Here is a 19769-nt window from a genome sequence, read left to right as displayed (position 1 = left end):
CACGACTAGGGCGACGTTGCTATCGGTGGCGGGAAGGAGTTCGGCAGCCTGGACGGTCACGCTGCCTTGGCGAGATTAGGAGCGGTCCTGGCATGGAGCTTCCGAACGTCGCGCGTGGGTGGAATGCCGAACAGACGCGTGTATTCGCGGGTGAACTGCGAGGCGCTCTCATAGCCCACACTGAATGCCACCATCGCCACGGCACCCGACCCCACAAACAGCATCCGGCGCGCCGCGTAGAGCCGCAGGTGCTTTTGGTACCGAAGGGGCGATAGACCGGTAACGGCCTTAAAGCTGCGGTGGAACGCTGAGACGCTCATGCCTGCCTGGCGGGCCAGATCCTCTACCCTGAAGGGTTCGGCATAGTTCGCGCGAATGACGGACACAGCCTTACCGATCCGACTGATGCGCCCGTTGAGGTCGGCAGCTTGCCGCAGCACCGATCCATGCCGACCGCGCAGAAGGCGGAACAGGATCTCGCGCTCCAGAAGAGGCGCCAGCACGTTCACCTCCTCGGGTTCCTCCGAAAGGCGCAAGAAGCGCAGCCATGCGTCGATCAGCCTATCATCGACCGGGGCGGCGCCGAAGGCTGGGATGTCCGGGAGCGGGGCGGCATCGAGCGAACTCACAAGGTCGGCGACGATCGAGCAATCGAAGACGAGGCGGAGCGCGAGATAAGGGGCGGCAGGACTCGCGGCAACAACCTCGCCGGCCACGGGCAGGTCGACAGCCGAGACGAATGCGTCGCCTGCGCCATAGCACACGACCTGATCGCCGATCACCAGTCGCTTTTCGCCGTGCAGAATCAGGCTAACCAGGGGCTGATAGACCTCGGGGAACAGCTTGGTCGGCGCAGCGACGCGTAGAATGTCCAGGCGCGGAACAGGCGTGCGGGTCAGCACGCCTGTCGCGCGGGACAGCGCGTAATCCCTCAGCACCTTGAAGGCGTCGCCCATCTGCGTATCGGCCTCTTCGTTTGCGCCCAACATATGCTGCATCAAGCAGGAATAGGCAAATGTTCGATTGGAACGGGCACGCGGCGGAAACACGGGCAGCGTATCGCTCCCCCTCCATACGATGGCGATGATCGGCGTCAGGTAGACAGACGGCGGCAGAGAAGGAGGAAAGAGCCATGGAGATCAAGGATGCAGTTGTAGTTGTGACCGGGGCGTCCTCGGGCATCGGCGCTGCAACGGCACGCGCCGCAGCAAGACGCGGCGCCAACGTGGTGCTCCTAGCCCGGCGCGAAGACCGCATCGAAACGCTTGCGACTGAGATTAGGAACGCGCTGGCGGTCGCTTGCGATGTGACGCTTCCCGGACAGGTACGCGAAGCGGTGGACCGGACGCTTGCGAGGTTCGGGCGGATCGACGTGTTAGTGAACAACGCCGGCCAAGGACTGCATGCCGGGATCGAAGAGATCGGGGTTGCAGACTTCCGTGGCTTGCTCGACCTCAACCTCGTCGCACCCCTTGTCGTCATGCAGGCCGTTATCCCGGTTATGCGCAGTCAGGGTGGCGGGAGCATCGTCAACGTCAGTTCGGGCGCCACACTCGCGACCTATCCGGGTGCGGCAGCCTACACAAGTTCCAAGGCTGGGCTGAACATGCTGTCCGCCGTCGCGCGCCTGGAGCTTGCACAGGCGGGCATCGTTGTATCGGTTATGCACCCCTCCATTACGGCAACCGAGTTCTATGGTTCTGTGCGATCGGGTCGCGACACGGCGAAGGCCCAAGAAGCCGAGACAGCCTCCTTCGCACAGCCGCCCGAGCTGGTTGCGGACACGATCCTGGACTTGATCCGAAGCGGCGACGCGCAGGCTGACCTCGTGCCGGAAGCGTATGGAGGAAGCTTCAAGGGTTGGCCCCATTTTGCATCTGGGTCCAACTCTATGTCGCTGGCTTTCCGGTAAGGGAGAGTGGTGATGCTGGGTGATCAACAGTGGTCTGATCTGGAGCCGCTGATTGAGGCCTGCCGCCCGCATGCGTGAGTGCCGAGCCCGCACGTTCGGCGGACTGTCGAGGAAGTCCGTTGGCGCCAACAGAATGGGGCGAAGTGGTAGTCTCTGCCGGCCAAGTTCGGCCCATGGTGCACGGCAACGCAAACCTTCACGCGGTGGGCGCGGCTCGGCGTCTGAGAGAGGATCCTGGTGCTTGTTCAAGAGCGAGACGTCGGGCTCGGCATAGGGTTCGGGAACGGCAGCAATATCCGGCCACACCTGAAGGCAGCGGGCGCCTGACGAAAGGGAATTGCATCAGGCCTAAACTGCCATGAAGCGCTAGACCGCTCTTGGGGCGGCTATGGCACCAAGGCCTGCGTGATAGCCGATGGCGCCGGGCTTGCCATCGCCTTCCGACTCGCAGGCGGCAGGCCCACGAACTGCCGCACGCCGTCTCGCTCCTCGATCGCCTTCCGAGGTAGCGAAGTGGATCGTGGCCGTTCGCGGCTACACTAGCCATGCGTTCCGCGAACCTATCTGGGACATCGGCGCCAGACCAGCGAACCCGACGTTTCCGCACGACGCCGCCGTTTCCTGCCCGGATTGGATCTACAACAACTGCAACCGGGTCGAGCGCCTATGGGCTCGGCTTAAGGAGTGGAGAACGGTCGCCACCCGCTACGAGAAGACCTCCGCCAGCTTCCTATGCGTCCTCTGTCTCGCCGCCCTCGACTGGCTCAAGCGCTAACAGGCTCTAGTAAAGCATCCAACGGCTGAACATTTCCGGCACGGTTAGGAGAGAAACGTGATTATTACCTTCAGATCGTTGTGATCGGCGACCCACGTCCTCCTCGTTTTTCGCAAGCTCACAGCAGGTTGCTTCAACTATCTCGCCGGTTTCCAGCGCAGCAGTCGCATCGCATTGGCCGTCACCAGAACAGTGGCACCCGTGTCGGCGAGAATGGCTGGCCAGAGGCCCGTGAGGCCGATGACCGTGGTGACGAGAAACACCGCCTTCAGTCCCAGCGCGATGGCGATGTTTTGGTGAATGTTGCGCATCACGCTCTTCGACAGCACGATCATGTTCGGCACGTCGCGGACCCGCCCGTGCAGCACTGCCGCATCCGCGGTTTCAAGCGCGACATCAGTGCCGCCACCCATGGCGATGCCGATGTCGGCGGCGGCCAAGGCGGGCGCGTCATTGATGCCATCGCCGACTTTCGCCACCCTCAGGCCTTGCGCCTGCAATTCGCGCACGATCCGCTGTTTGTCCTGGGGCAGAAGCTCCGCGCGAGCCTCGATCCCGAGCTTCGCTGCGATCGCCTCGGCCGTGACGCGATTGTCGCCTGTCAGCATGAGCGGGCGCACGCCGGCCCGTTTCAGCTCGTCCAGGGCTTGCAATGCGTCCGGTCGCGCCTCGTCGCGCATCGCGATGAAGCCGGCGAGGGCGCCGCGTGACAGTAGAACCGACACCGTCTTGCCTTCGGCATTGAGCGCGGCGATGGCGGCCTTGTACTCCGGCTGTAGCGAAACGCGCTGCTCGGCGGCGCGGGGGGAACCGAGAAACACCGGATCGCCGCCGACCGTGCCCTCGACGCCTTCGCCGGCGACGGCCTGCGCGTCGAAGGCGGGCGGAACGGGCGCCTTGTCGTTCTTGGCACGATCGAGAATGGCAATCGCCAAAGGATGGCTCGATCCCTTCTCCAGGGCTGCCGCAAGCGACAGCACGTCTCGCTCCGACCGTCCGGCACTGACCACATCCGTTACCACAGGCCTGCCGGCCGTCAGGGTGCCCGTCTTGTCGAAGGCGACGGTTGTGATCTTGCCGAGCTTTTCGAGCACTACACCGCCCTTCATCAGAAGGCCGCGCCGGGCGCCTGCCGAAAGGCCTGCCGCAATCGCCGCAGGCGTCGAGATCACCAGTGCGCAGGGGCAACCGATCAGAAGAATGGCGAGCCCTTTATAGATCCACTCGCTCCAGTTCGCGCCTGCCACGAGTGGCGGCAAGATGGCGATCACTGCGCCGACCACCAGGACGCCTGGGGTGTAATATTTTGAGAAGCGGTCGATGAAGCGTTCGGTGGGCGACTTCGATTCCTGCGCTTCCTCGACCAGCCGCACCACGCGCGCGATGGTGTTATCCTGCGCCGTGGCAGTCACGCGTATCCGCAGGACCGCTGCCGCGTTCACCGTTCCAGCGAAGGCCGGATCGCCCACCCCCTTGCGCTTGGGAACGCTTTCGCCGGTGACGGGTGCCTCGTCGATCTCGCCTGAGCCGTCCGCGACCGTGCCATCGGCCGGCACGCGGTCACCGGGGCGCACCAAGATGACTGATCCGACTATGAGGCTGTCGGCCGGCACCTCTGTTGCCTGGCCGTCTTGTTCCAGCAAGGCCGTTTTTGGAACGAGTGCGGTGAGCCCCTGAATGCTGGCGCGCGCCCGGCCTGCTGCGATGCCTTCGAGCATCTCGCCCACCAGAAACAGCAGCACCACGGTCGCGGCTTCCTCTTCCGCACCGATGAAGACCGCACCGATTGCGGCAACCGTCATTAGGGTCTCGATAGAAAAGGGCGTGCCGAAGCGCGCCGCGGTGACCGCGCGCCACGCGACAGGAACGAGACCGACTGCAAGTGCCATGAGAAAGGCAGGTCGCTCGACCGATGGTGCGAGGTGCCCCACCACATAAGCCGCAAGCAAAGCCACGGCGCAGGCCGCCGTCAGGCGAACTTTCTTGGTGCGCCACCAGGGAAGACCAGCCTCGCGCAAATCGTCATGCGTGTGGCTTGCATGCGAGTGACTATGATCGTGGGCATGACCTTGTTCGTGATCGTGATCCGCATGGGCATGCGTCCTGGACGCGCCTGCGTTTCCGGTCGCGAGTTCCGCGCCGTAGCCGAGATTGCGGATCTGCCTGACAACATCGGCCCTGTCGAAATCGTCCTTGTGCCCAACCTTCACCGTTCCTGCGGAAACGGAAACATTGACATCCTCGACCCCATCGAGCCGCCGGACCGCCGTGTCGATCTTGCTCGCGCAGGACGCGCAGTCCATCCCGGTGACACGATAACGGCTTTCGCTCGATGCAGCGCTCATCCCGGCCTCCTTGCTTCTCAGGTGAGAGACGCCTACGTCCTCTAGTGACTAGAGGAGCAAGTGGAAAATTGCTGAAGGCAGTCCCGATTGGAGAAGCGTCGCGGGCCAGCGGCATTAAAGTGCCGACCATCCGTTATTACGAGCAGATTGGCCTTCTACCCTCTCCGCCGCGCACGGAAGGCAATCGTCGCCTTTACGATGGTGCGGACCTCAAGCGTCTGCGCTTCATCCGCCATGCGCGCGAACTGGGCTTCGAAATCGAGCCGATCCGTGAACTCTTGGCACTAGCCGGCGAGCCTGACCGCCCCTGCGAGGGGGCTGACAGGATCGCCAGGGCGCATCTGGCCGACATCGACCACAAGATCGCGCGCTTGACCGCGCTTCGGCTGGAAGTCGCGCGTATGACCGAATGCACGCATGACTCCGTTTCCGATTGCCGTGTCATCGAAGTGCTCGGCGATCACGGGGAATGCCTGGCCGACAAACATTAAGGATCAAATCCAGTCGGCAGAGCTAATGAAGCTGAGGTGTATGACACCGCGATCACGATCCCAGAGACGGTCCCGCCCAGCAAGGCCTGATACTACATCCGCCTGCGCTACGGCTGCAATTTTCTGAACTTCTGGGGCTGGCCCATCGTGGTCGAAAGTCCGCGCGTGCGGCTCACGGTTTGGCCGAAGGTGAATAAGGGGCTGGGTCTGCCGGCGAAGGTGGAGGCGGAACCGTCGAGCTATGACGGGCGAGCACGCTTTGTTCAATATGCGTTCAGCCTTTGTGCTCCGCTCGGCCATCATTTGTTGGTTGATGTGATGGGCGGCTGTTGGGCTAGGACGCCAGCGAGATCCAGAGGTCGAGCCCCGCAAGCGGCAGGTAGACAAGGGTGATTGCGACGTAGCACCTTCGCTCTTTGAGGAAAAACGCAAGCGTAGGAAGGACGATCATCGGCAGATCTATGAGCGCCCATATCGACTCCATGGGAGACCTGAAGAAGAAGATGTTGATCAGAAAGCCGAGTAGGAGGAAGGCTGTGAGTGCGAGCAGGGCATAGCGGCCATCGGCTTCGAAGTATTCGCGCAAGGCGATCTTCTCGTCCTCCCCTCGGCTGGGCAGGATCAATGCCGCAGACACGTAAAGCGTCAGCGGTAGGGCCACGAGGAAGAGAAAGTCGCCAAACCCATAGGTCGGTTGCAGTACAGGAAGCTGGTTGACCGCCCACCAGAACTGCAACTGGATTTCGAACAGCACCCCGCTCCATGCGAGCGGAACCCAGTCGGCCTGGGACGATCGTCGAATGCGAAAGACCGTCACCAAGCCAAGCAAGAGCCTCGTGATCGAGAGGCCCAAAATCATCGAGATAACGGTTGCGACGATCGGGAAGCTATTCATCGCCGCAAGCTACTTCTGCCGTATCAAAAAGACAGCCCCAAGCTCGGCTTCGGTCGGGTGTGGGGCGTTTGGTAGAAGGGCAGGGCTTGGTTTGCCCGCCACACACTCGACACATCGCGCGCCTGCACCGCGCCTCGCATTCGAGTGCCGTCACTGGTCCCTGTCGGTACGCAGCTGGCAGGCCCGCGCCAGTGCCTTCTCCATCGACGCCAAGTGCTCAGGCCGATCCTTGCCGATGATTATGGCGATGTATTCGTCGGCGAACGCCTGCGCCCTCTCTTCGTCCATCATTGAGAGCATGCGAACCAACGTCTCATCGACCAGCTTCGCGCGCCGCTCGATCTCTTTCTGAGCAGCAGTGGGGTTGGATGGTCTGTTCGATGAGAAGGGCATGGTAAGCCTATCAAATGATAAGCTCCCAATCTGCCTCAGCCCTTTGCTTCTTCAAGGCCTAGTTTGGTCGCCCGGTTCAGCTTCGGCTGGCCGGGGCCTTTTTGTCATTTTTGGAGAGAACTCGCTGAACCTCACTTGGTCACGGTCAGCGTGTTGTGCATCCCGGCCTTGTAGTGGCCCTTGATGTTGCAGAACAACATATATGTCCCTGGCTTCAGCGTGGCTGTCAGCATGCCGCTGGCGCCCGGCTTGATGTCTTCGACCTCTCCCAAGGTCTTAAGCTGAGACTCGTCCACGCGGTTCTTCTTGGCGTTGAAGGGAAGCTTTTGATCGGCCGACTTCAGCCGCATCAGGACCATTTCGTGCTCATCGGTCGGATCGGCGTTCTTGACCATGAATGTGACTTCGCCTGCTTTCACGGAAGCTGGCTCAAGCGTAAGCGTCATGGCGTCTTCGGTTTTCCCATCTTCCGTGACATTGACAGTGGTCGCAGCGAGGGAGGGACCTGCTGCAAGTGTGAGCGCCAAAGCGAGGAGAACGCTGCGGCTGGTGGTGAGATGCGTCGACATAAATGAATGCCTTCTGCGGGTTGGAACACCGGAACAATCCCGGCACGCATTTATCTGCGCGCGCCTCAGGGCGGGATTGTGGCTGCCGTCGTTTGCATCAAACGAATGGACAGCTACTGGTCACGCTGCTGTACCCTCCAATCGTCAGCTTCGACCGGCGGTGGGACAATGCAACTCCCTGAAACTCGCTACCGTACCTTTCACTGTCGGGATCATACCTCCCTGCAGAGTTGCGTTCCCGAGCATACTGCCCGCTTGGCTTTGGTCAGGCGGGCTTTTCTTTCACCGAGACGAACGTAAGATTGACCCGCACCCCTGAGCGGTGGGTATGCGAATGGGGTGCCGTATAGCGGTCCGTCCGGTCGCCAAAGGCCGGACGGGCTCGTCTTGCAAGCCTAGTGCTGGGCGAGCATCGCCATCTCACGGTAACCAGCGATCAGGCCGGCCGCCAATCGCAGTGACCGAGCCACCTCCGCGTTGGAGCCGGCGAATGGTGTCTCGGCAGCGGCCATGAGCATACCCACACTCGGCAGTTGCTTGCGCTCGTTCTCGCCCAGCTTCGCTTCGTGATACTTGCGGATCGTGGAGGCTGCGCGACGGAGCAGAGTGCTCCGTTCGCGGCCGCTCAACGTGTCGATATTGTCCGCGCCTTGCATAAGTTCAGCGATGAGGTCTGGGCCACTTTCCGTCACGCCTGGTTCTTGCTTTCAGGACGCACGTACATCTTCTTCATCTGATCGAGATAGATGCCCCACTCGGCCCAGCTTCTGCCGGTGGTGATCAGGATGGTGGCGATCGTCTCGCTGCTCGACCAGCGCGGGAGACCGTTCACGCTGACGCGCTTCGACGGATTGAACGTGGTCGGGTCGAGCCCGCAATGCTGCGCCAAGCTCCATCGCGACATGTCGACCTGTCCCGCGATCTCGTCGATGGCGGTCCAGACGGCATAGTGATGGGCGAGCAGCTCGCGATCCATGCCGGCAGGATGGCAGTCAACGCTTTACGTTGAGTGAGCGATCACGATTTGGGTGCGGACCGGAACGCATCCACTTCCGCTGCGCTGTCCTCCCATCAGCAATGCGAGCCCGCAGCCATGCGGTACTTCTTCCACATTCACGATGGCATCTCGAAACCAGACGAGATCGGCACCGAATGCTCCAATGAGCGCGAGGTGTGGGCACATGCGCTTGTGGCTTGTGGCGAGTTCTTGACAGACCATGGCGCGCTAATGGCGATCGGCAGTGGGCTGCAGATGCAGGTGGTCGATGAGAAAGGTCGAGAGCTTTATGCACTGACTCTCCGCGCATGACCATTTGTGCTATCGTTTCAACCGATCAAGCTACGCTCGAACCTTGTAAATCCGGTCTCGCACTCCCTGCAGCCCCTCACCGGCTTAGAAGTAGCGGGAGCCATCGAGCCAGTATTTGTGGAATACATTGGTTTTGCTCTAGCTCCAGTCACCCCGCTATTCGAGCGAACGCCGTGACATTGAGTCACTTGAGAACATACTCACTGTTACGTTCCTGCAGCCACGCGGCTGCGTCGTAAAGCGAGGTGAACAGAGGCGAATTGGCCAAAACAAAGCGGAAGTCCACTTCAACACTCCACAGGCCCCGGCTGCTGCCATGGACGTCGTCAGCAAGCAGAACTAGAACGGCCGCGAGCTCGCCATCAATGAAGACAAGCCTGCCGTCGCTATCCGTGGAACCTGTTCTCAACCGAACGGCTTGAAACTCGTACCGCGCCATCGTTTGCTCCCGCCTGTTTGTCAGGCGCAAGATGGATACGTTTGTCGAGAGACTTGGTTCGTCGGCGCTGTGGGTTTTTCCGGCTCAGTCCCGAGGCCGCTCGGCGAGCAGATAATCGGGGTTGAAGTCGGCAAACGCAGCCAGCTTTGGTAGATCACTGATGGTGAACCAATGTCGGGACTGCTCGATCATTCCGCTGTTGCGCAAGGTGCGCATCGAGCGGTTGATATGCACCGAAGACAGACCCGTCGCTTCGCCGAGCTGGATTTGCGTCAGAGGCAATTCAAAACGCAATGCGCTTCCGCTGCGGGTGGCCCTCCCGAACCATTCAAGACGCGTTGCCATCTCACAAAAAAGGTGCGCGGTGCGCTCGACGGCCGAGCGAGCGCCAAGGTTGACCTCCCACTCCCGGGCAATGGCGAGTTCGAGCAAGGTATCCTTCCAGAAGGCCTCCTTGAGAACGGGAAAGCGTTCCATCAGAGAGCGCATGTGAAAGTGCGGAATGAAACCAACCTCGGTATTGGTCAAGGTCGTAATGTTATGGTCCATCACGGGATGGAGTAAGCTTTGGATGTCCGGGGTGGCACCGGAAAAGTGGAGTGAAGTGATCTGCCGTTTCCCTGCTGCGCCCACCTTGTTGCGCGAGACCCAGCCTTCGAGGATGACGCAGCATTGGGATGGCTGGTCGCCCTGAAGCACGATGTCGTGGTTGGCCCCTAGGCTCCGGGAGGTGGCGACGAGGTCATGAATTGCGCTGCTGAGATCAGCTGGCAGGTCTGCGAGGACGTTCAAACGCTGGAGGAATGTTCCAGCCGGGCCGTTGAAGTGAGGTGCCACGCGTCATCCCTCTATTCTGGGCTGGAAGCGTGACCGTCATTCCCGCCAAGATTGAGTACCCCAGCCTCAACTGGTGCCTGCAATATGCAACAATTGATAAGAGCGCTCATTATCATTTGCAGGGCTTGTTTCCAATTTGACGAGAAACGCGGAAACCTGAAACTGGAAAAAGAGTGAGATGAGTAGTGTGCTCTGTCAGCTACCCGCGTTGAAGCATAACTCTCAGTGTTGGGTTCGGCATCAGCGCTCGGCCGGTCGATGAAGTCTGCAATGGAAGCCGCCAGCAAGCTGATCAAGGCTTGTCCGAGATCGTCTGTCACGGCACGATCACGCACCAGACGCAGCCTGAGGCGGCAATCACTGGCGTCACCATCAGAACCCAGAACGCAGTCCAGAACCGAAGATCATCGGATATGCGTGGCACACCTTCCCCCAAGCGGCACGATCCCCGCACGAAGAGCTAGCACCAGGTGCCGTTGCGGTAAGTAGCGAAGACGCAACACCAGTGATCTGACAAGTAGGCTAGCACGCAGCTTGGTGAAGTGAGTAGTCTGTTCAGCAGCAGAAATGGCGTCGAGAGCTGAAGGCAGCTTTTCAATATTCCTGCGTGAAACCGGACGGTCTGCTGTCGGCCCAATTCCTGCCATTCCGCTTCGCACCTCCTTCGGGCACTTCAGTAAAGCTTTGCTTCTGCCCCTAGGGTGGACGCAGGGTGACACAGACTGGAGATCGCATTGCGCCACCTCCGCGCGACGCTTCACCAAGCACATTCGCTGCTGTAAACCGCAGTTCCCTAGCTGCCGTATGGGACGTAAGGGAGACCGGTGAAGTATTTCGGCTCAGGCATACGGTAAAGCGTCACGAGTCGACAAATCGAATTTCTGTCCGGATAGTCCAAATAGGCAAGGGTGGAGGGATTTGGGATGAGCAATTCCATCGACGATGCTTTCAGTCGGCTTCAAGGCATCGAAGCAGAAATCTTAGTAGCCCTGCAGTCCGGTCCGAACGAAGCCGACACGCGCTTCAAGGCGCTAGACCGGATCCTTCTCGAGGTTATGGGATGGGAACGTGGGTCTATCTTTACCGAACCTCCGACCGAGAGCGGGTTCATAGATTACCTATTCAAGACGGGCTCAGAGAGAAACCTATTTGTCTTGGAGGCGAAAAGGTCTGGTTTGCTCGCTCCCGAGACAAAGTCCAACGAGAAAATGACGATCGCGTTGGATGGGCCCGTCGCAAAGCCTATGAAAGATGGGATCAGACAAGCTCTGGCATACGCGAACGAACAGGGTGTCCCGACAGCCGTCCTAACTGACGGGGTGACATGGTTGTTCTTTAGAGCATCGAGGACAGATGGACGTCCACCCATGAAGGGCAAAGGGATCCTCTTCCCGTCTTGGAAGACCGTGAAGGATTACTTCGTCCCGTTCATGGAGTTGATCTCGCCCCGGGCGGTTCTGGATAAACGCCACATTGCGCATCTTAACGATGCAGAGGGTTATACTGTCTCCGAAGCCGAACAGCAGTATACCGTCTACCCACCGAACGAGGCGAAGATGCGCGCCCGTGATGCCATGGCCAGTGACGCGGCGGAACTGTTCGCGCAATTCTTTTCTAGACTGTCTAATGACCAAGACAAGGAGATGCTTCGGGATTGTTTTGTCGAGACGGCGGAGAGCCATAAGGCTGATCTTGAACTCGAAAAAATCATTCAGAACGTGCTCAACAACGTGGCGTCGATCGCAACCGATCGGGGTGGCGTGCTCCAGGATCAAATCGAGCGGACGATGGCTACGCAGCGAGCCGAGACAGTCCTCCTGATCGGCAATAAAGGTTCTGGTAAATCGACGTTCATCGACAGATTTTTCGGCGACATACTGCCCCAGCAATTGCGGAAAAAGTGCCTGCTCGCCCGCGTGGATCTCGCCGAAAGCACCGGTTCAGCCTCGACGGCAGTTGAGTGGTGCATCCTGCAGCTACGCAACGCTTTGGAGGACGGCATCACCTCGGGAGAGGCACCGTCATACGAAGAGCTTCAGGGTATATTTTTCAGCGAGTACCAGCGAATGTCCAAGGGGCCGCTCAAACATCTCTACGAGTCAGACAAGAACGCCTTTAAGATCGAGTTCGGCCGACACATTGAAGTGCGGCGCGAAACGCACGTCGACGAGTACGTTCGTCTCTTGCTTGCGCGCGCTGCGAAAGGTCACGGGCTACTACCGTGCTTAGTGTTTGATAACACCGATCAGTTTCCGTTGGAAACCCAAGATAAGGTCTATCAGCTGGCGCATTCTCTCGAGAGTGCCGCGCCGATCTTCAACATTGTACCAATCACCGACCGCTCTGTCTGGCGTCTTTCCAAGGCTGGTGCGCTGCAGAGCTATACCTCTCGAAGCTTTTACCTGCCAGTACCAGACGCGAAGCAGATCATTTCAAGACGGGTCGCCTTCATCAAGAAGAAGTTGAAGGGCGAGAAGCCGACGACCGAGGCTTACTTCTCGAAGCGCAGATTTAGGGTTCAGATAAACGATATTCGGGTGATGGCTGATACTGTTGAAAAGGTGTTCGTAGACAATGATTACGTTACGGGCCTGATCGGTCGGCTCGGGAATTTTGACATCCGAAGAATGCTGAAGCTCGCCGAACGCATCTTCGTCTCGCCGGAGCTTAAGGTCGATGACATTATCAAGTCGTCATTCGGCGGCCCTAGCGTCACGGCAGATCGCCTGCGGACACACCGTGCGTTGATCAAAGGCGAGTATGATCGGCTTAGCGAGGTGGAGAACGACTTCGTGACCAACATGTTTGTGACGGAGCAGACTAAACCAGGATCCCCGCTGCTATCATTCTACTGTCTGTGGGTGCTCCGCCAGAAGCTCAGTGCGTCGAAAGCGGGGGAATCAGACGATCGGCACTGGCTTGCCGATGACCTCTGCTCATATTTCGATCACTGCGGCGTGCCCGAGGAAATCACACTCCGGACACTTCGCCGTATCTACAAACGCGGTCTCATCGAGACGCTTGATCCAAACTCGGAGGACGTCGAGCTCTCCGATCGAGTTGCTATCAAGGAAAGCGGTATCGCACATCTCGAACTCGTGTTGGGATCTTCTGTCTATCTCGAACAGACCGCTTTAGTCACTGGCTTCGCAGAACAGCCTGTTCGAGACGAGATCAAGAAGCTCACCATCCAACCCAACGCCCAGAAGTTCACTGAAATCAGAGACGTATTCTTGCGCTATCTATTGAAGCCTGATGCTGCGCGACTCGAAATCCCCGCAGGGAGTTCCTTCGCCTCTTTAATGGAAGCTAGACGAAGCGTGAGAGGACGTATTGGTGACGACCGCCCTCAGTCGCGTCAGCAGCCACGTGACCTGAGGCGACAATCAAGCGGAAACCAGGGGCGGCGCTGACGTGTGTCCCTTCCGACGCGACGCCCAGCAACTGTCGGGCAACCCGCGTTTAGTTGAACGCGGCGGCATTCACGCGGATGAAAGTAAACATCTCCTTTTCCGACTTAGCGCGATTATCTGACTTCAAAATCAGGCTAGGTGGGTAGGGGGCAACGGGAATGATCACGACTTAGGTGGTGAGCAAAGCCAAGAGGATACTTACCCAACCGACTGGCTTCAGCCTACCACTGCTAAACCCCTAAACAGAGTTAGGGTAAGCGTTAGGGTCAGCAAATAGGAGCGCTGGCAAAACTATTATAGTTCAAGGAGTTATGGGGAGAGCTTGGCGGACAGAGAGGGATTCGAACCCTCGATACGCTTTCACGTATACACGCGTTCCAGGCGTGCGCCTTAAACCACTCGGCCATCTGTCCGCAGGCAGCCTGAAAGCGCTGAGCGTTTCGGGTGCGGGGGCTCTCTAGCCTATCGAACGGACGCTGCCAAGCCGGCTTTGGCACTCAATTCCACTCAAATCCAAATGCGCGTGTCACGCACAACTCATCGTGTGCGGTGATTGCAGCGCGAGCCTCCAATCGCCATATTCCGCCGCAGACGGGGATAGGAAACGAGACTGGCGTGATCCGCTTTCTTTTAAGGTTGTTGGGTGCGGTTCTACTCGCGGGTGCTGTGATTCTCGCCGTACTTGATGCGACCCGTTCGCTTGCCGCGCAAGGCTTGGTCGTCACGCCACTGGCGCAGGCCTGGGCGGATGGCTGGCCGACGGGCTACGAGGCTGCGCGGGGTTGGGTCGCAAGCCATGCGGGCGAGGGGCTGTGGAATGGCGTTGTCTTGCCGCTTCTGAGCCTGCCGGGCGTCGCGATCCTCGGTCTGCTGGCGCTTCTGTTCTTCGCGCTTGGCCGCAAGCCAGCGGAGCGCTCGGGCTGGGGGGGCGATCCGCTGTTCCCTGCGCGCCGCCGGCGTATCTGAGTTTTTCACTATTGGCCGGACAGCTCTGGAATTGAGCGAGATTCGGCACCAAAACCAAGGGAGTTCGATTGATGTCCTTTCTCGATGGACTGCTGAACAAGAAGACCCGTATGCCTTCGGCCGCCGATGCGCTGCCGGGTCGCGACCAACCGCTGCCGACCGCGACCAGCCATTTCGTATCCGGACGCCCGCTCAAGGGTCCTTATCCGGAAGGCCTTGAGACCGCCTATTTCGGCATGGGCTGCTTCTGGGGTGCCGAGCGCCTGTTCTGGCAGACGCCGGGCGTGTGGGTGACGGCGGTCGGCTATGCCGGTGGCCTGACGCCCAACCCGACCTACCCCGAGACCTGCACGGGCCTCACCGGGCATGCCGAGGTGGTGAAGGTGGTGTTCGACCCCACGGTTGTGTCTTATGCCGACCTCCTCAAGATCTTCTGGGAAGCCCATGACCCGACGCAAGGCATGCGCCAGGGCAACGATGTCGGCACGACCTATCGTTCGGTGATCTACACGGTCGGCGACGAGCAGCTGGCGGAAGCCACGGCTTCGCGTGATGCTTATGCGTCGGCGCTGAGGGCTGCCAATCGCGGTGCCATCACCACCGAGATCGAGCCCGCGCCTGCCTTCTACTATGCGGAGGCCGAGCATCAGCAATATCTTGGCAAGAACCCCTACGGCTATTGCGGCCTGCGCGGCACTGGCGTCGCGTGCGCCGTTCCGCAAACTGCCCCCGTCGCTGCCAATGCGTGATTAAGCCTGTCCTGTGCCCTCTTCGGTACACGAGAAATTTCCAGGTGAAATCCGCCCCGCACCATGCAACAAAGCCTGCATGGGCGGGGCTTTTTCTTGATTGGACACCCCGCACCGTAAGCTCTGAAAACAAGAACCGACAGGGTGTGGATCACATGAAGCGTTTCATCTTCGGCCTGCTCGCCGCGACCGTGGTCGCAGCACCGGCCTTCGCGGCCGATATCGAGCCGGCACTGCTGTTCGATCTCGGCGGCAAGTTCGACAAGTCCTTCAACGAGGCATCCTACGAAGGTGCCGAGAAGTTCAAGAAGGAGACCGGCACGAGCTATCGCGAGTTCGAGATCTCCAACGACGCCCAGCGCGAACAGGCGCTGCGCAAATTCGCCGAGGATGGCAACAACCCGATCGTCATGGCGGGCTTCAACTGGGCCGCGACGCTCGAAAAGATCGCGCCCGAGTTCCCCGACACCAAGTTCACGCTGATCGATGCGGTCGTCGAGGCGCCGAATGTGCGCTCGGTCGTGTTCAAGGAAGGCGAGGGCTCCTATCTCGTCGGCGTGCTGGCGGGCCAGGCGTCCAAAAGCAAGAAGGTCGGCTTCGTCGGCGGCATGGATATTCCGCTGATCCGTAAATTCGCCTGCGGTTATGTGGGCGGCGCGAAGGCGGCCGGTGCCACCGAGGTCATCCAGAACTACACCGGCGACACGCCCGCTGCCTGGAACGACCCCACCAAGGGCGGTGAGATCGCGAAGTCACAGATCGACCAGGGCGCGGACGTGGTCTACGCGGCGGCCGGTGGCACGGGCGTAGGCGTGATGCAGGCGGCGGCGGATGCGGGCAAGCTCGGCATCGGCGTCGATTCCAATCAGAACGGCTTGCAGCCCGGCAAGATCCTGACCTCCATGGTCAAGCGCGTCGATGTCGCGGTCTACAACGCCTTCAAGGATGCGGCGGACGACAAGTTCACGGCTGGCGTCAACAATCTCGGCCTCAAGGAAGACGGCGTGGCCTATGCCATGGACGACAACAACAAGGCGCTCGTGACGCCCGAGATGCAGGCAGCCGTGGACAAGGCCAAGGCCGACATCATCGCGGGCACGATTTCGGTGCACGACTACATGTCGGACAACGCCTGCCCTTATTGATGGGTGGATAGAATCGGAGCCTACGGGCTCCGGCGTTTTTTCCCAGAAGCCGGGTTCCTATAGGAGCCCGGCTTTTTAAGCGCTAGCGGGATGGACGCAGAAGCGCCCGCAACGTCCTGACCGTCTCGTGCACCGCGCGGGCCATGCGGGCCATGCGGGAAAGCGGGGAGCCGGTTTCTTCCAACTTTTGAACCATGCGCGTTTCGGCATGGGGCGTCCGCTGGTCTTCGAGCCCCGATCGCGGCCGCATATGGGGAAGCGTCGTCAGATGCGCCGCGATCGCCTCCCAGCCAGCCGGCGTGCTGCCATCGCCATGGGCATCCGGCACTTGCCCCAGCCGGTGCGCGGCGGCGAGCACCTCGTCGCGAAAACTCTGATCGGTTTCGAGATCGGCTTCCGCCTGCTCGCGTTCCACGGGGCGCAGGCGGCCCAGCACATAGGCGTCGGCGCGCTGGCGTTGCGCATCTCTATCCGTGCCTGGCCGTCCGGCACTCCCGCTCATCATGCTCCTCACCAGTGCGGCGGCTTCGTCAAAGGCGCCGGCGGAATCGCCTCTTCCAGCGACATGAAGCGTCCGGCGAGCCCCTCCAGCCTGCGCTCCAGCCGCTCGATCACGCCCCACTGGCGCGCGATCTCGCCCGAAAGCTCCTCGATCACGCGTTCTTGCTCGGCATGGCGCATCTCGAGCTCGGAAAGCCGTTCGCTGGTCTCGCTCAAGCCCCGCTCCTCTTCTTGGGGATTGTGATGCCGTGGGGCATAGGCCGCAAGGCTTGAAATTGACAAGCGCACCGTGCTTTGTCGAGAGTGACAGGGCGGCAAAAAATCACAACCGAACCGCCTCCAGGGGACGATCTCGATCCATGGCTGACGCCGCAATCCAACTTTCCGGCATCTCGAAAAGCTTCGGCCCCGTGCGCGCCAACCGCGACATCGACCTCCTCGTCGAAAAGGGCACGATCCACGGCATCATCGGCGAGAATGGCGCGGGAAAGTCCACGCTGATGTCGATCCTTTACGGCTTCTATCAGGCCGACAGCGGCGAGATCCGCGTCAACGGCAAACCCATCGCGATCCTTTCGCCCAACGACGCCATCGCGGCGGGCATCGGCATGGTCCACCAGCACTTCATGCTGGTGCAGAATTTCACGGTGCTCGAAAACGTCATCCTTGGGGCCGAAGGCGAGGCGTTGCTGGGCAAGGGCATCGCCAAGGCGCGCAGCGAGCTCAAGCGGCTCGAGCGTGAATATGGTCTCGATGTCGGTCCGGATGCCGTGGTCGAAGACCTCTCCGTCGGCCTCCAGCAGCGCGTGGAAATCCTGAAGGCACTTTATCGCGGCGCCGATATCCTGATCCTCGATGAGCCCACCGGCGTACTCACCCCGGCCGAGGCCGATCACCTTTTCCGCATCCTCGGCCAGCTGAAGGCACAAGGTAAGACGGTGGTGCTGATCACCCACAAGCTGCGCGAGATCATGGCCATCACCGACAATGTCTCGGTCATGCGCCAAGGCACGATGGTCGCGAGCCGCAAGACGAATGCCACCACCGTCGAGGAACTGGCGGAACTGATGGTCGGCCGCCGCGTGCTGCTCCGTGTCGAGAAGGAAGAGGCCCAGGCCGCCGCGCCAAAGCTCGTGGTGAAAAACCTCACCGTTCGCGACAGCCGCGGCGTCACCGTCGTCGATGACGTCTCCTTCGAGGTTCGCGCGGGCGAGATCGTCGGCATCGCGGGCGTCGCCGGCAATGGCCAGAGCGAACTTTTGGAAGCCATTTCCGGCATCCGCCGCGCGGTGAACGGCACCGTTCTGCTCGATGGTGAGCCGATCGACGTCACCGGCACGGTCGATCCCGGCGCGCTTCGCGATCGCGGCCTCGCCCATGTGCCGGAAGACCGTCATCATGTGGGCTTGGTGCTCGCCTTCGATGAGGCCGAGAACTCGATCCTCGGCTATCACGACAAGCCGCAATATCTGAAAGGCCCGTTTCTCGACATTCCGGCGATCCGTGCCGACGCGCGGGAAAAAATCCAGAAATACGACATCCGCCCCGCCAATGAGCGCCTGCGCACCGCGAATTTTTCCGGCGGCAACCAGCAGAAGGTGGTGCTCGCGCGCGAGATCGAGCAGGACCCCGGCGTGTTGCTCGTCGGCCAGCCCACCCGCGGTGTCGATGTCGGTGCCATTGAATTCATCCACCGCCGTCTCGTCGCCATGCGCGACGCGAACAAGGCCGTCCTCCTCGTTTCCGTCGAGCTGGACGAAATCCGCTCTTTGTCCGACCGCATCCTCGTGATGTTCGCCGGCCGCATCGTCGGCGAACGCGACGGCAACGCCACCGAAGGCGAGCTTGGGCTCTTGATGGCGGGTGTGGAGAAGCAGGAAGCCGCCGAATGAGCACCCCTTATGCCAAGCTGCCGGCTTGGGCTGATTATGGCCTGATCCCGCTGATCAACCTGCTCGTGGCGTTTCTGGTCGCAGGCCTCGTCGTGCTGATCGTGGGCGAGAACCCGTTGCGCGCGGCGGCGATCCTCGTCGATGGCGCGTTCGGGCGGGGGCAGTATGTGGCCTATACGCTTTACTACGCGACGAACTTCATCTTCACGGGGCTGGCCGTCGCTGTCGCCTTCCATGGCGGGCTGTTCAATATCGGGGGCGAGGGACAGGCTTATATCGCGGGCTTGGGCGTCGCCCTCGTGGCGCTCGCCTTCGACGCTTATCTGCCCTGGTGGCTGATCTTTCCGCTGGCGATCCTGGGAGCGGCCGCCGTCGGCGGGCTCTGGGCGCTTATCCCGGCCTATCTGCAGGCCAAACGCGGCTCGCACATCGTGATCACCACGATCATGTTCAATTTCATCGCGGCTTCCGCCATGGTTTATCTCCTGGTGGATGTGCTGAAGCCCGCCGCCTCGATGGGGCCTGAAACCCGCGCCTTCGCGCAAGCCGCTTGGCTGCCGAAGCTCAACTGGGTGATTGAGCTTTTCGGCGCCAAGATTCGCTCGGCCCCGCTCAACCTTTCCTTTCTTCTGGCACTCGTGATGGCCGTCGTCGTTTGGGCGCTGATCTGGCGCACCAAGCTCGGCTATGAAATCCGCACTTTCGGTTTTTCGCCCAAGGCCGCACGCTATGCCGGCATCAACGAGACGCGCATCATCGTCGTCACCATGATGATCTCCGGCGCGCTCGCTGGCATGATGGCGCTGAACCCGATCCTCGGCAGCGAGCATCGTGTGCAACTCGATTTCGTCACCGGTGCCGGCTTCGTCGGCATTGCAGTGGCCTTGATGGGCCGCTCGCATCCGCTCGGCATCGTGCTGGCCGCTATCCTGTTCGGCGCGCTCTACCAGGGCGGGGCCGAACTCGCCTTCGAGATGCCCGCTATCTCGCGCGATATGATCGTTATCATCCAAGGCCTCGTGATCCTGTTCGCGGGCGCGCTCGAACACATGTTCCGTCCTTGGGTGCAGACGGTGTTCGCGAGTCTCGCGCCCCGAACCGCCGGGCTCGAACCCGCCAAGGCGGAGGCGCGCTGACC

General features: G+C 60.6%; 20 protein-coding genes, 1 tRNA gene and 1 pseudogene. 10 read left to right on the top strand and 12 right to left on the bottom strand.

The genetic code is table 11. From position 1 onward, the window contains the following. Window positions 1-56: 56 nt before the first annotated feature. Complete coding sequence (locus NGM99_RS05890; protein WP_252817035.1) at window positions 57-956, bottom strand: AraC family transcriptional regulator; 900 nt, start codon at window positions 954-956, stop codon at window positions 57-59. Between the two features lie 176 nt (window positions 957-1132). Here NGM99_RS05890 and NGM99_RS05885 point away from each other — a divergent pair, with 176 nt between their 5' ends. Beyond that, window positions 1133-1912: an SDR family oxidoreductase gene (locus NGM99_RS05885; protein ID WP_252817033.1), complete on the top strand. Its 780-nt coding sequence runs from the start codon at window positions 1133-1135 to the stop codon at window positions 1910-1912. Window positions 1913-1924: 12 nt separating this feature from the next. Continuing rightward, window positions 1925-2687: pseudogene (locus NGM99_RS05880) on the top strand (IS5 family transposase). A gap of 137 nt (window positions 2688-2824) precedes the next feature. Here the strand turns inward: NGM99_RS05880 and NGM99_RS05875 are convergent. Continuing rightward, window positions 2825-5032, bottom strand: coding sequence for a heavy metal translocating P-type ATPase (locus NGM99_RS05875; protein ID WP_252817031.1), 2208 nt, complete (start codon window positions 5030-5032; stop codon window positions 2825-2827). A gap of 68 nt (window positions 5033-5100) precedes the next feature. On the opposite strand from NGM99_RS05875, the gene NGM99_RS05870 reads away from it, so the two are divergent. Further along, on the top strand, window positions 5101-5523 hold the full coding sequence (locus NGM99_RS05870; RefSeq protein ID WP_252817029.1) for a MerR family transcriptional regulator: 423 nt from the start codon (window positions 5101-5103) through the stop codon (window positions 5521-5523). Between the two features lie 334 nt (window positions 5524-5857). Here the strand turns inward: NGM99_RS05870 and NGM99_RS05865 are convergent, their stop codons facing one another. From NGM99_RS05865 to NGM99_RS05845, 5 genes are all read right to left on the bottom strand, one after another. Further along, a complete protein-coding gene (locus NGM99_RS05865) occupies window positions 5858-6418 on the bottom strand; it encodes a hypothetical protein (RefSeq protein WP_252817027.1) in 561 nt (186 codons plus the stop codon). A 150-nt stretch (window positions 6419-6568) separates the two neighbouring features. After that, a complete protein-coding gene (locus NGM99_RS05860; protein WP_252817025.1) occupies window positions 6569-6811 on the bottom strand; it encodes a hypothetical protein in 243 nt (80 codons plus the stop codon). Between the two features lie 131 nt (window positions 6812-6942). Beyond that, window positions 6943-7380 carry a cupredoxin domain-containing protein gene (locus NGM99_RS05855; protein ID WP_252817023.1) on the bottom strand — a complete coding sequence of 146 codons (438 nt, stop codon included), beginning with the start codon at window positions 7378-7380 and terminating at the stop codon, window positions 6943-6945. Between the two features lie 395 nt (window positions 7381-7775). After that, window positions 7776-8072: a hypothetical protein gene (locus NGM99_RS05850; protein WP_252817021.1), complete on the bottom strand. Its 297-nt coding sequence runs from the start codon at window positions 8070-8072 to the stop codon at window positions 7776-7778. Continuing rightward, on the bottom strand, window positions 8069-8356 hold the full coding sequence (locus NGM99_RS05845; protein ID WP_252817020.1) for a hypothetical protein: 288 nt from the start codon (window positions 8354-8356) through the stop codon (window positions 8069-8071). Before NGM99_RS05845 ends, NGM99_RS05850 begins: the two co-directional genes overlap by 4 nt. Before the next feature lie 33 nt (window positions 8357-8389). Here NGM99_RS05845 and NGM99_RS05840 point away from each other — a divergent pair, with 33 nt between their 5' ends. After that, complete coding sequence (locus NGM99_RS05840; RefSeq protein ID WP_252817018.1) at window positions 8390-8689, top strand: DUF6894 family protein; 300 nt, start codon at window positions 8390-8392, stop codon at window positions 8687-8689. Between the two features lie 184 nt (window positions 8690-8873). On the opposite strand, the gene NGM99_RS05835 is transcribed toward NGM99_RS05840, so the two are convergent. Beyond that, a complete protein-coding gene (locus NGM99_RS05835; protein ID WP_252817017.1) occupies window positions 8874-9128 on the bottom strand; it encodes a hypothetical protein in 255 nt (84 codons plus the stop codon). Between the two features lie 84 nt (window positions 9129-9212). Next, window positions 9213-9965, bottom strand: a complete 753-nt coding sequence (locus tag NGM99_RS05830) for a Crp/Fnr family transcriptional regulator (RefSeq protein ID WP_252817016.1) — start codon at window positions 9963-9965, stop codon at window positions 9213-9215. A gap of 923 nt (window positions 9966-10888) precedes the next feature. Between NGM99_RS05830 and NGM99_RS05825 the strand changes: the two genes are divergently transcribed. Next, window positions 10889-13378, top strand: coding sequence for an ATP-binding protein (locus NGM99_RS05825; RefSeq protein ID WP_252817015.1), 2490 nt, complete (start codon window positions 10889-10891; stop codon window positions 13376-13378). A gap of 323 nt (window positions 13379-13701) precedes the next feature. On the opposite strand, the gene NGM99_RS05820 is transcribed toward NGM99_RS05825, so the two are convergent. Further along, a tRNA-Ser gene (locus NGM99_RS05820) sits at window positions 13702-13791 on the bottom strand. Between the two features lie 202 nt (window positions 13792-13993). Here NGM99_RS05820 and NGM99_RS05815 point away from each other — a divergent pair. The 3 genes from NGM99_RS05815 (at window position 13994) to NGM99_RS05805 (ending at window position 16238) form a co-directional block, all read left to right on the top strand. After that, window positions 13994-14344: a hypothetical protein gene (locus NGM99_RS05815; protein ID WP_252817013.1), complete on the top strand. Its 351-nt coding sequence runs from the start codon at window positions 13994-13996 to the stop codon at window positions 14342-14344. 71 nt (window positions 14345-14415) lie between these two features. After that, on the top strand, window positions 14416-15093 hold the full coding sequence (msrA, locus tag NGM99_RS05810; RefSeq protein WP_252817012.1) for a peptide-methionine (S)-S-oxide reductase MsrA: 678 nt from the start codon (window positions 14416-14418) through the stop codon (window positions 15091-15093). A 155-nt stretch (window positions 15094-15248) separates the two neighbouring features. Further along, on the top strand, window positions 15249-16238 hold the full coding sequence (locus NGM99_RS05805; protein WP_252817011.1) for a BMP family lipoprotein: 990 nt from the start codon (window positions 15249-15251) through the stop codon (window positions 16236-16238). Between the two features lie 82 nt (window positions 16239-16320). Here the strand turns inward: NGM99_RS05805 and NGM99_RS05800 are convergent, their stop codons facing one another. Together NGM99_RS05800 and NGM99_RS05795 are read right to left on the bottom strand one after the other, a co-directional pair. Continuing rightward, window positions 16321-16740, bottom strand: a complete 420-nt coding sequence (locus tag NGM99_RS05800; protein WP_252817008.1) for a hypothetical protein — start codon at window positions 16738-16740, stop codon at window positions 16321-16323. 8 nt (window positions 16741-16748) lie between these two features. Next, on the bottom strand, window positions 16749-16955 hold the full coding sequence (locus NGM99_RS05795) for a SlyX family protein (protein ID WP_252817006.1): 207 nt from the start codon (window positions 16953-16955) through the stop codon (window positions 16749-16751). A 143-nt stretch (window positions 16956-17098) separates the two neighbouring features. Here NGM99_RS05795 and NGM99_RS05790 point away from each other — a divergent pair, with 143 nt between their 5' ends. Then, window positions 17099-18631, top strand: coding sequence for an ABC transporter ATP-binding protein (locus NGM99_RS05790; RefSeq protein WP_252817004.1), 1533 nt, complete (start codon window positions 17099-17101; stop codon window positions 18629-18631). Next, window positions 18628-19767: an ABC transporter permease gene (locus tag NGM99_RS05785; RefSeq protein ID WP_252817002.1), complete on the top strand. Its 1140-nt coding sequence runs from the start codon at window positions 18628-18630 to the stop codon at window positions 19765-19767. The genes NGM99_RS05790 and NGM99_RS05785 overlap by 4 nt, the downstream gene beginning before the upstream one ends. The last annotated feature ends 2 nt before the right edge of the window (window positions 19768-19769 follow it).

Source organism: Mesorhizobium liriopis (genome assembly GCF_024053505.1).
GTDB lineage: Bacteria > Pseudomonadota > Alphaproteobacteria > Rhizobiales > Rhizobiaceae > Mesorhizobium_B > Mesorhizobium_B liriopis.
Note: the sequence above shows the minus strand (reverse complement) of the source record. Positions and strands in the feature narration are given on the sequence as shown.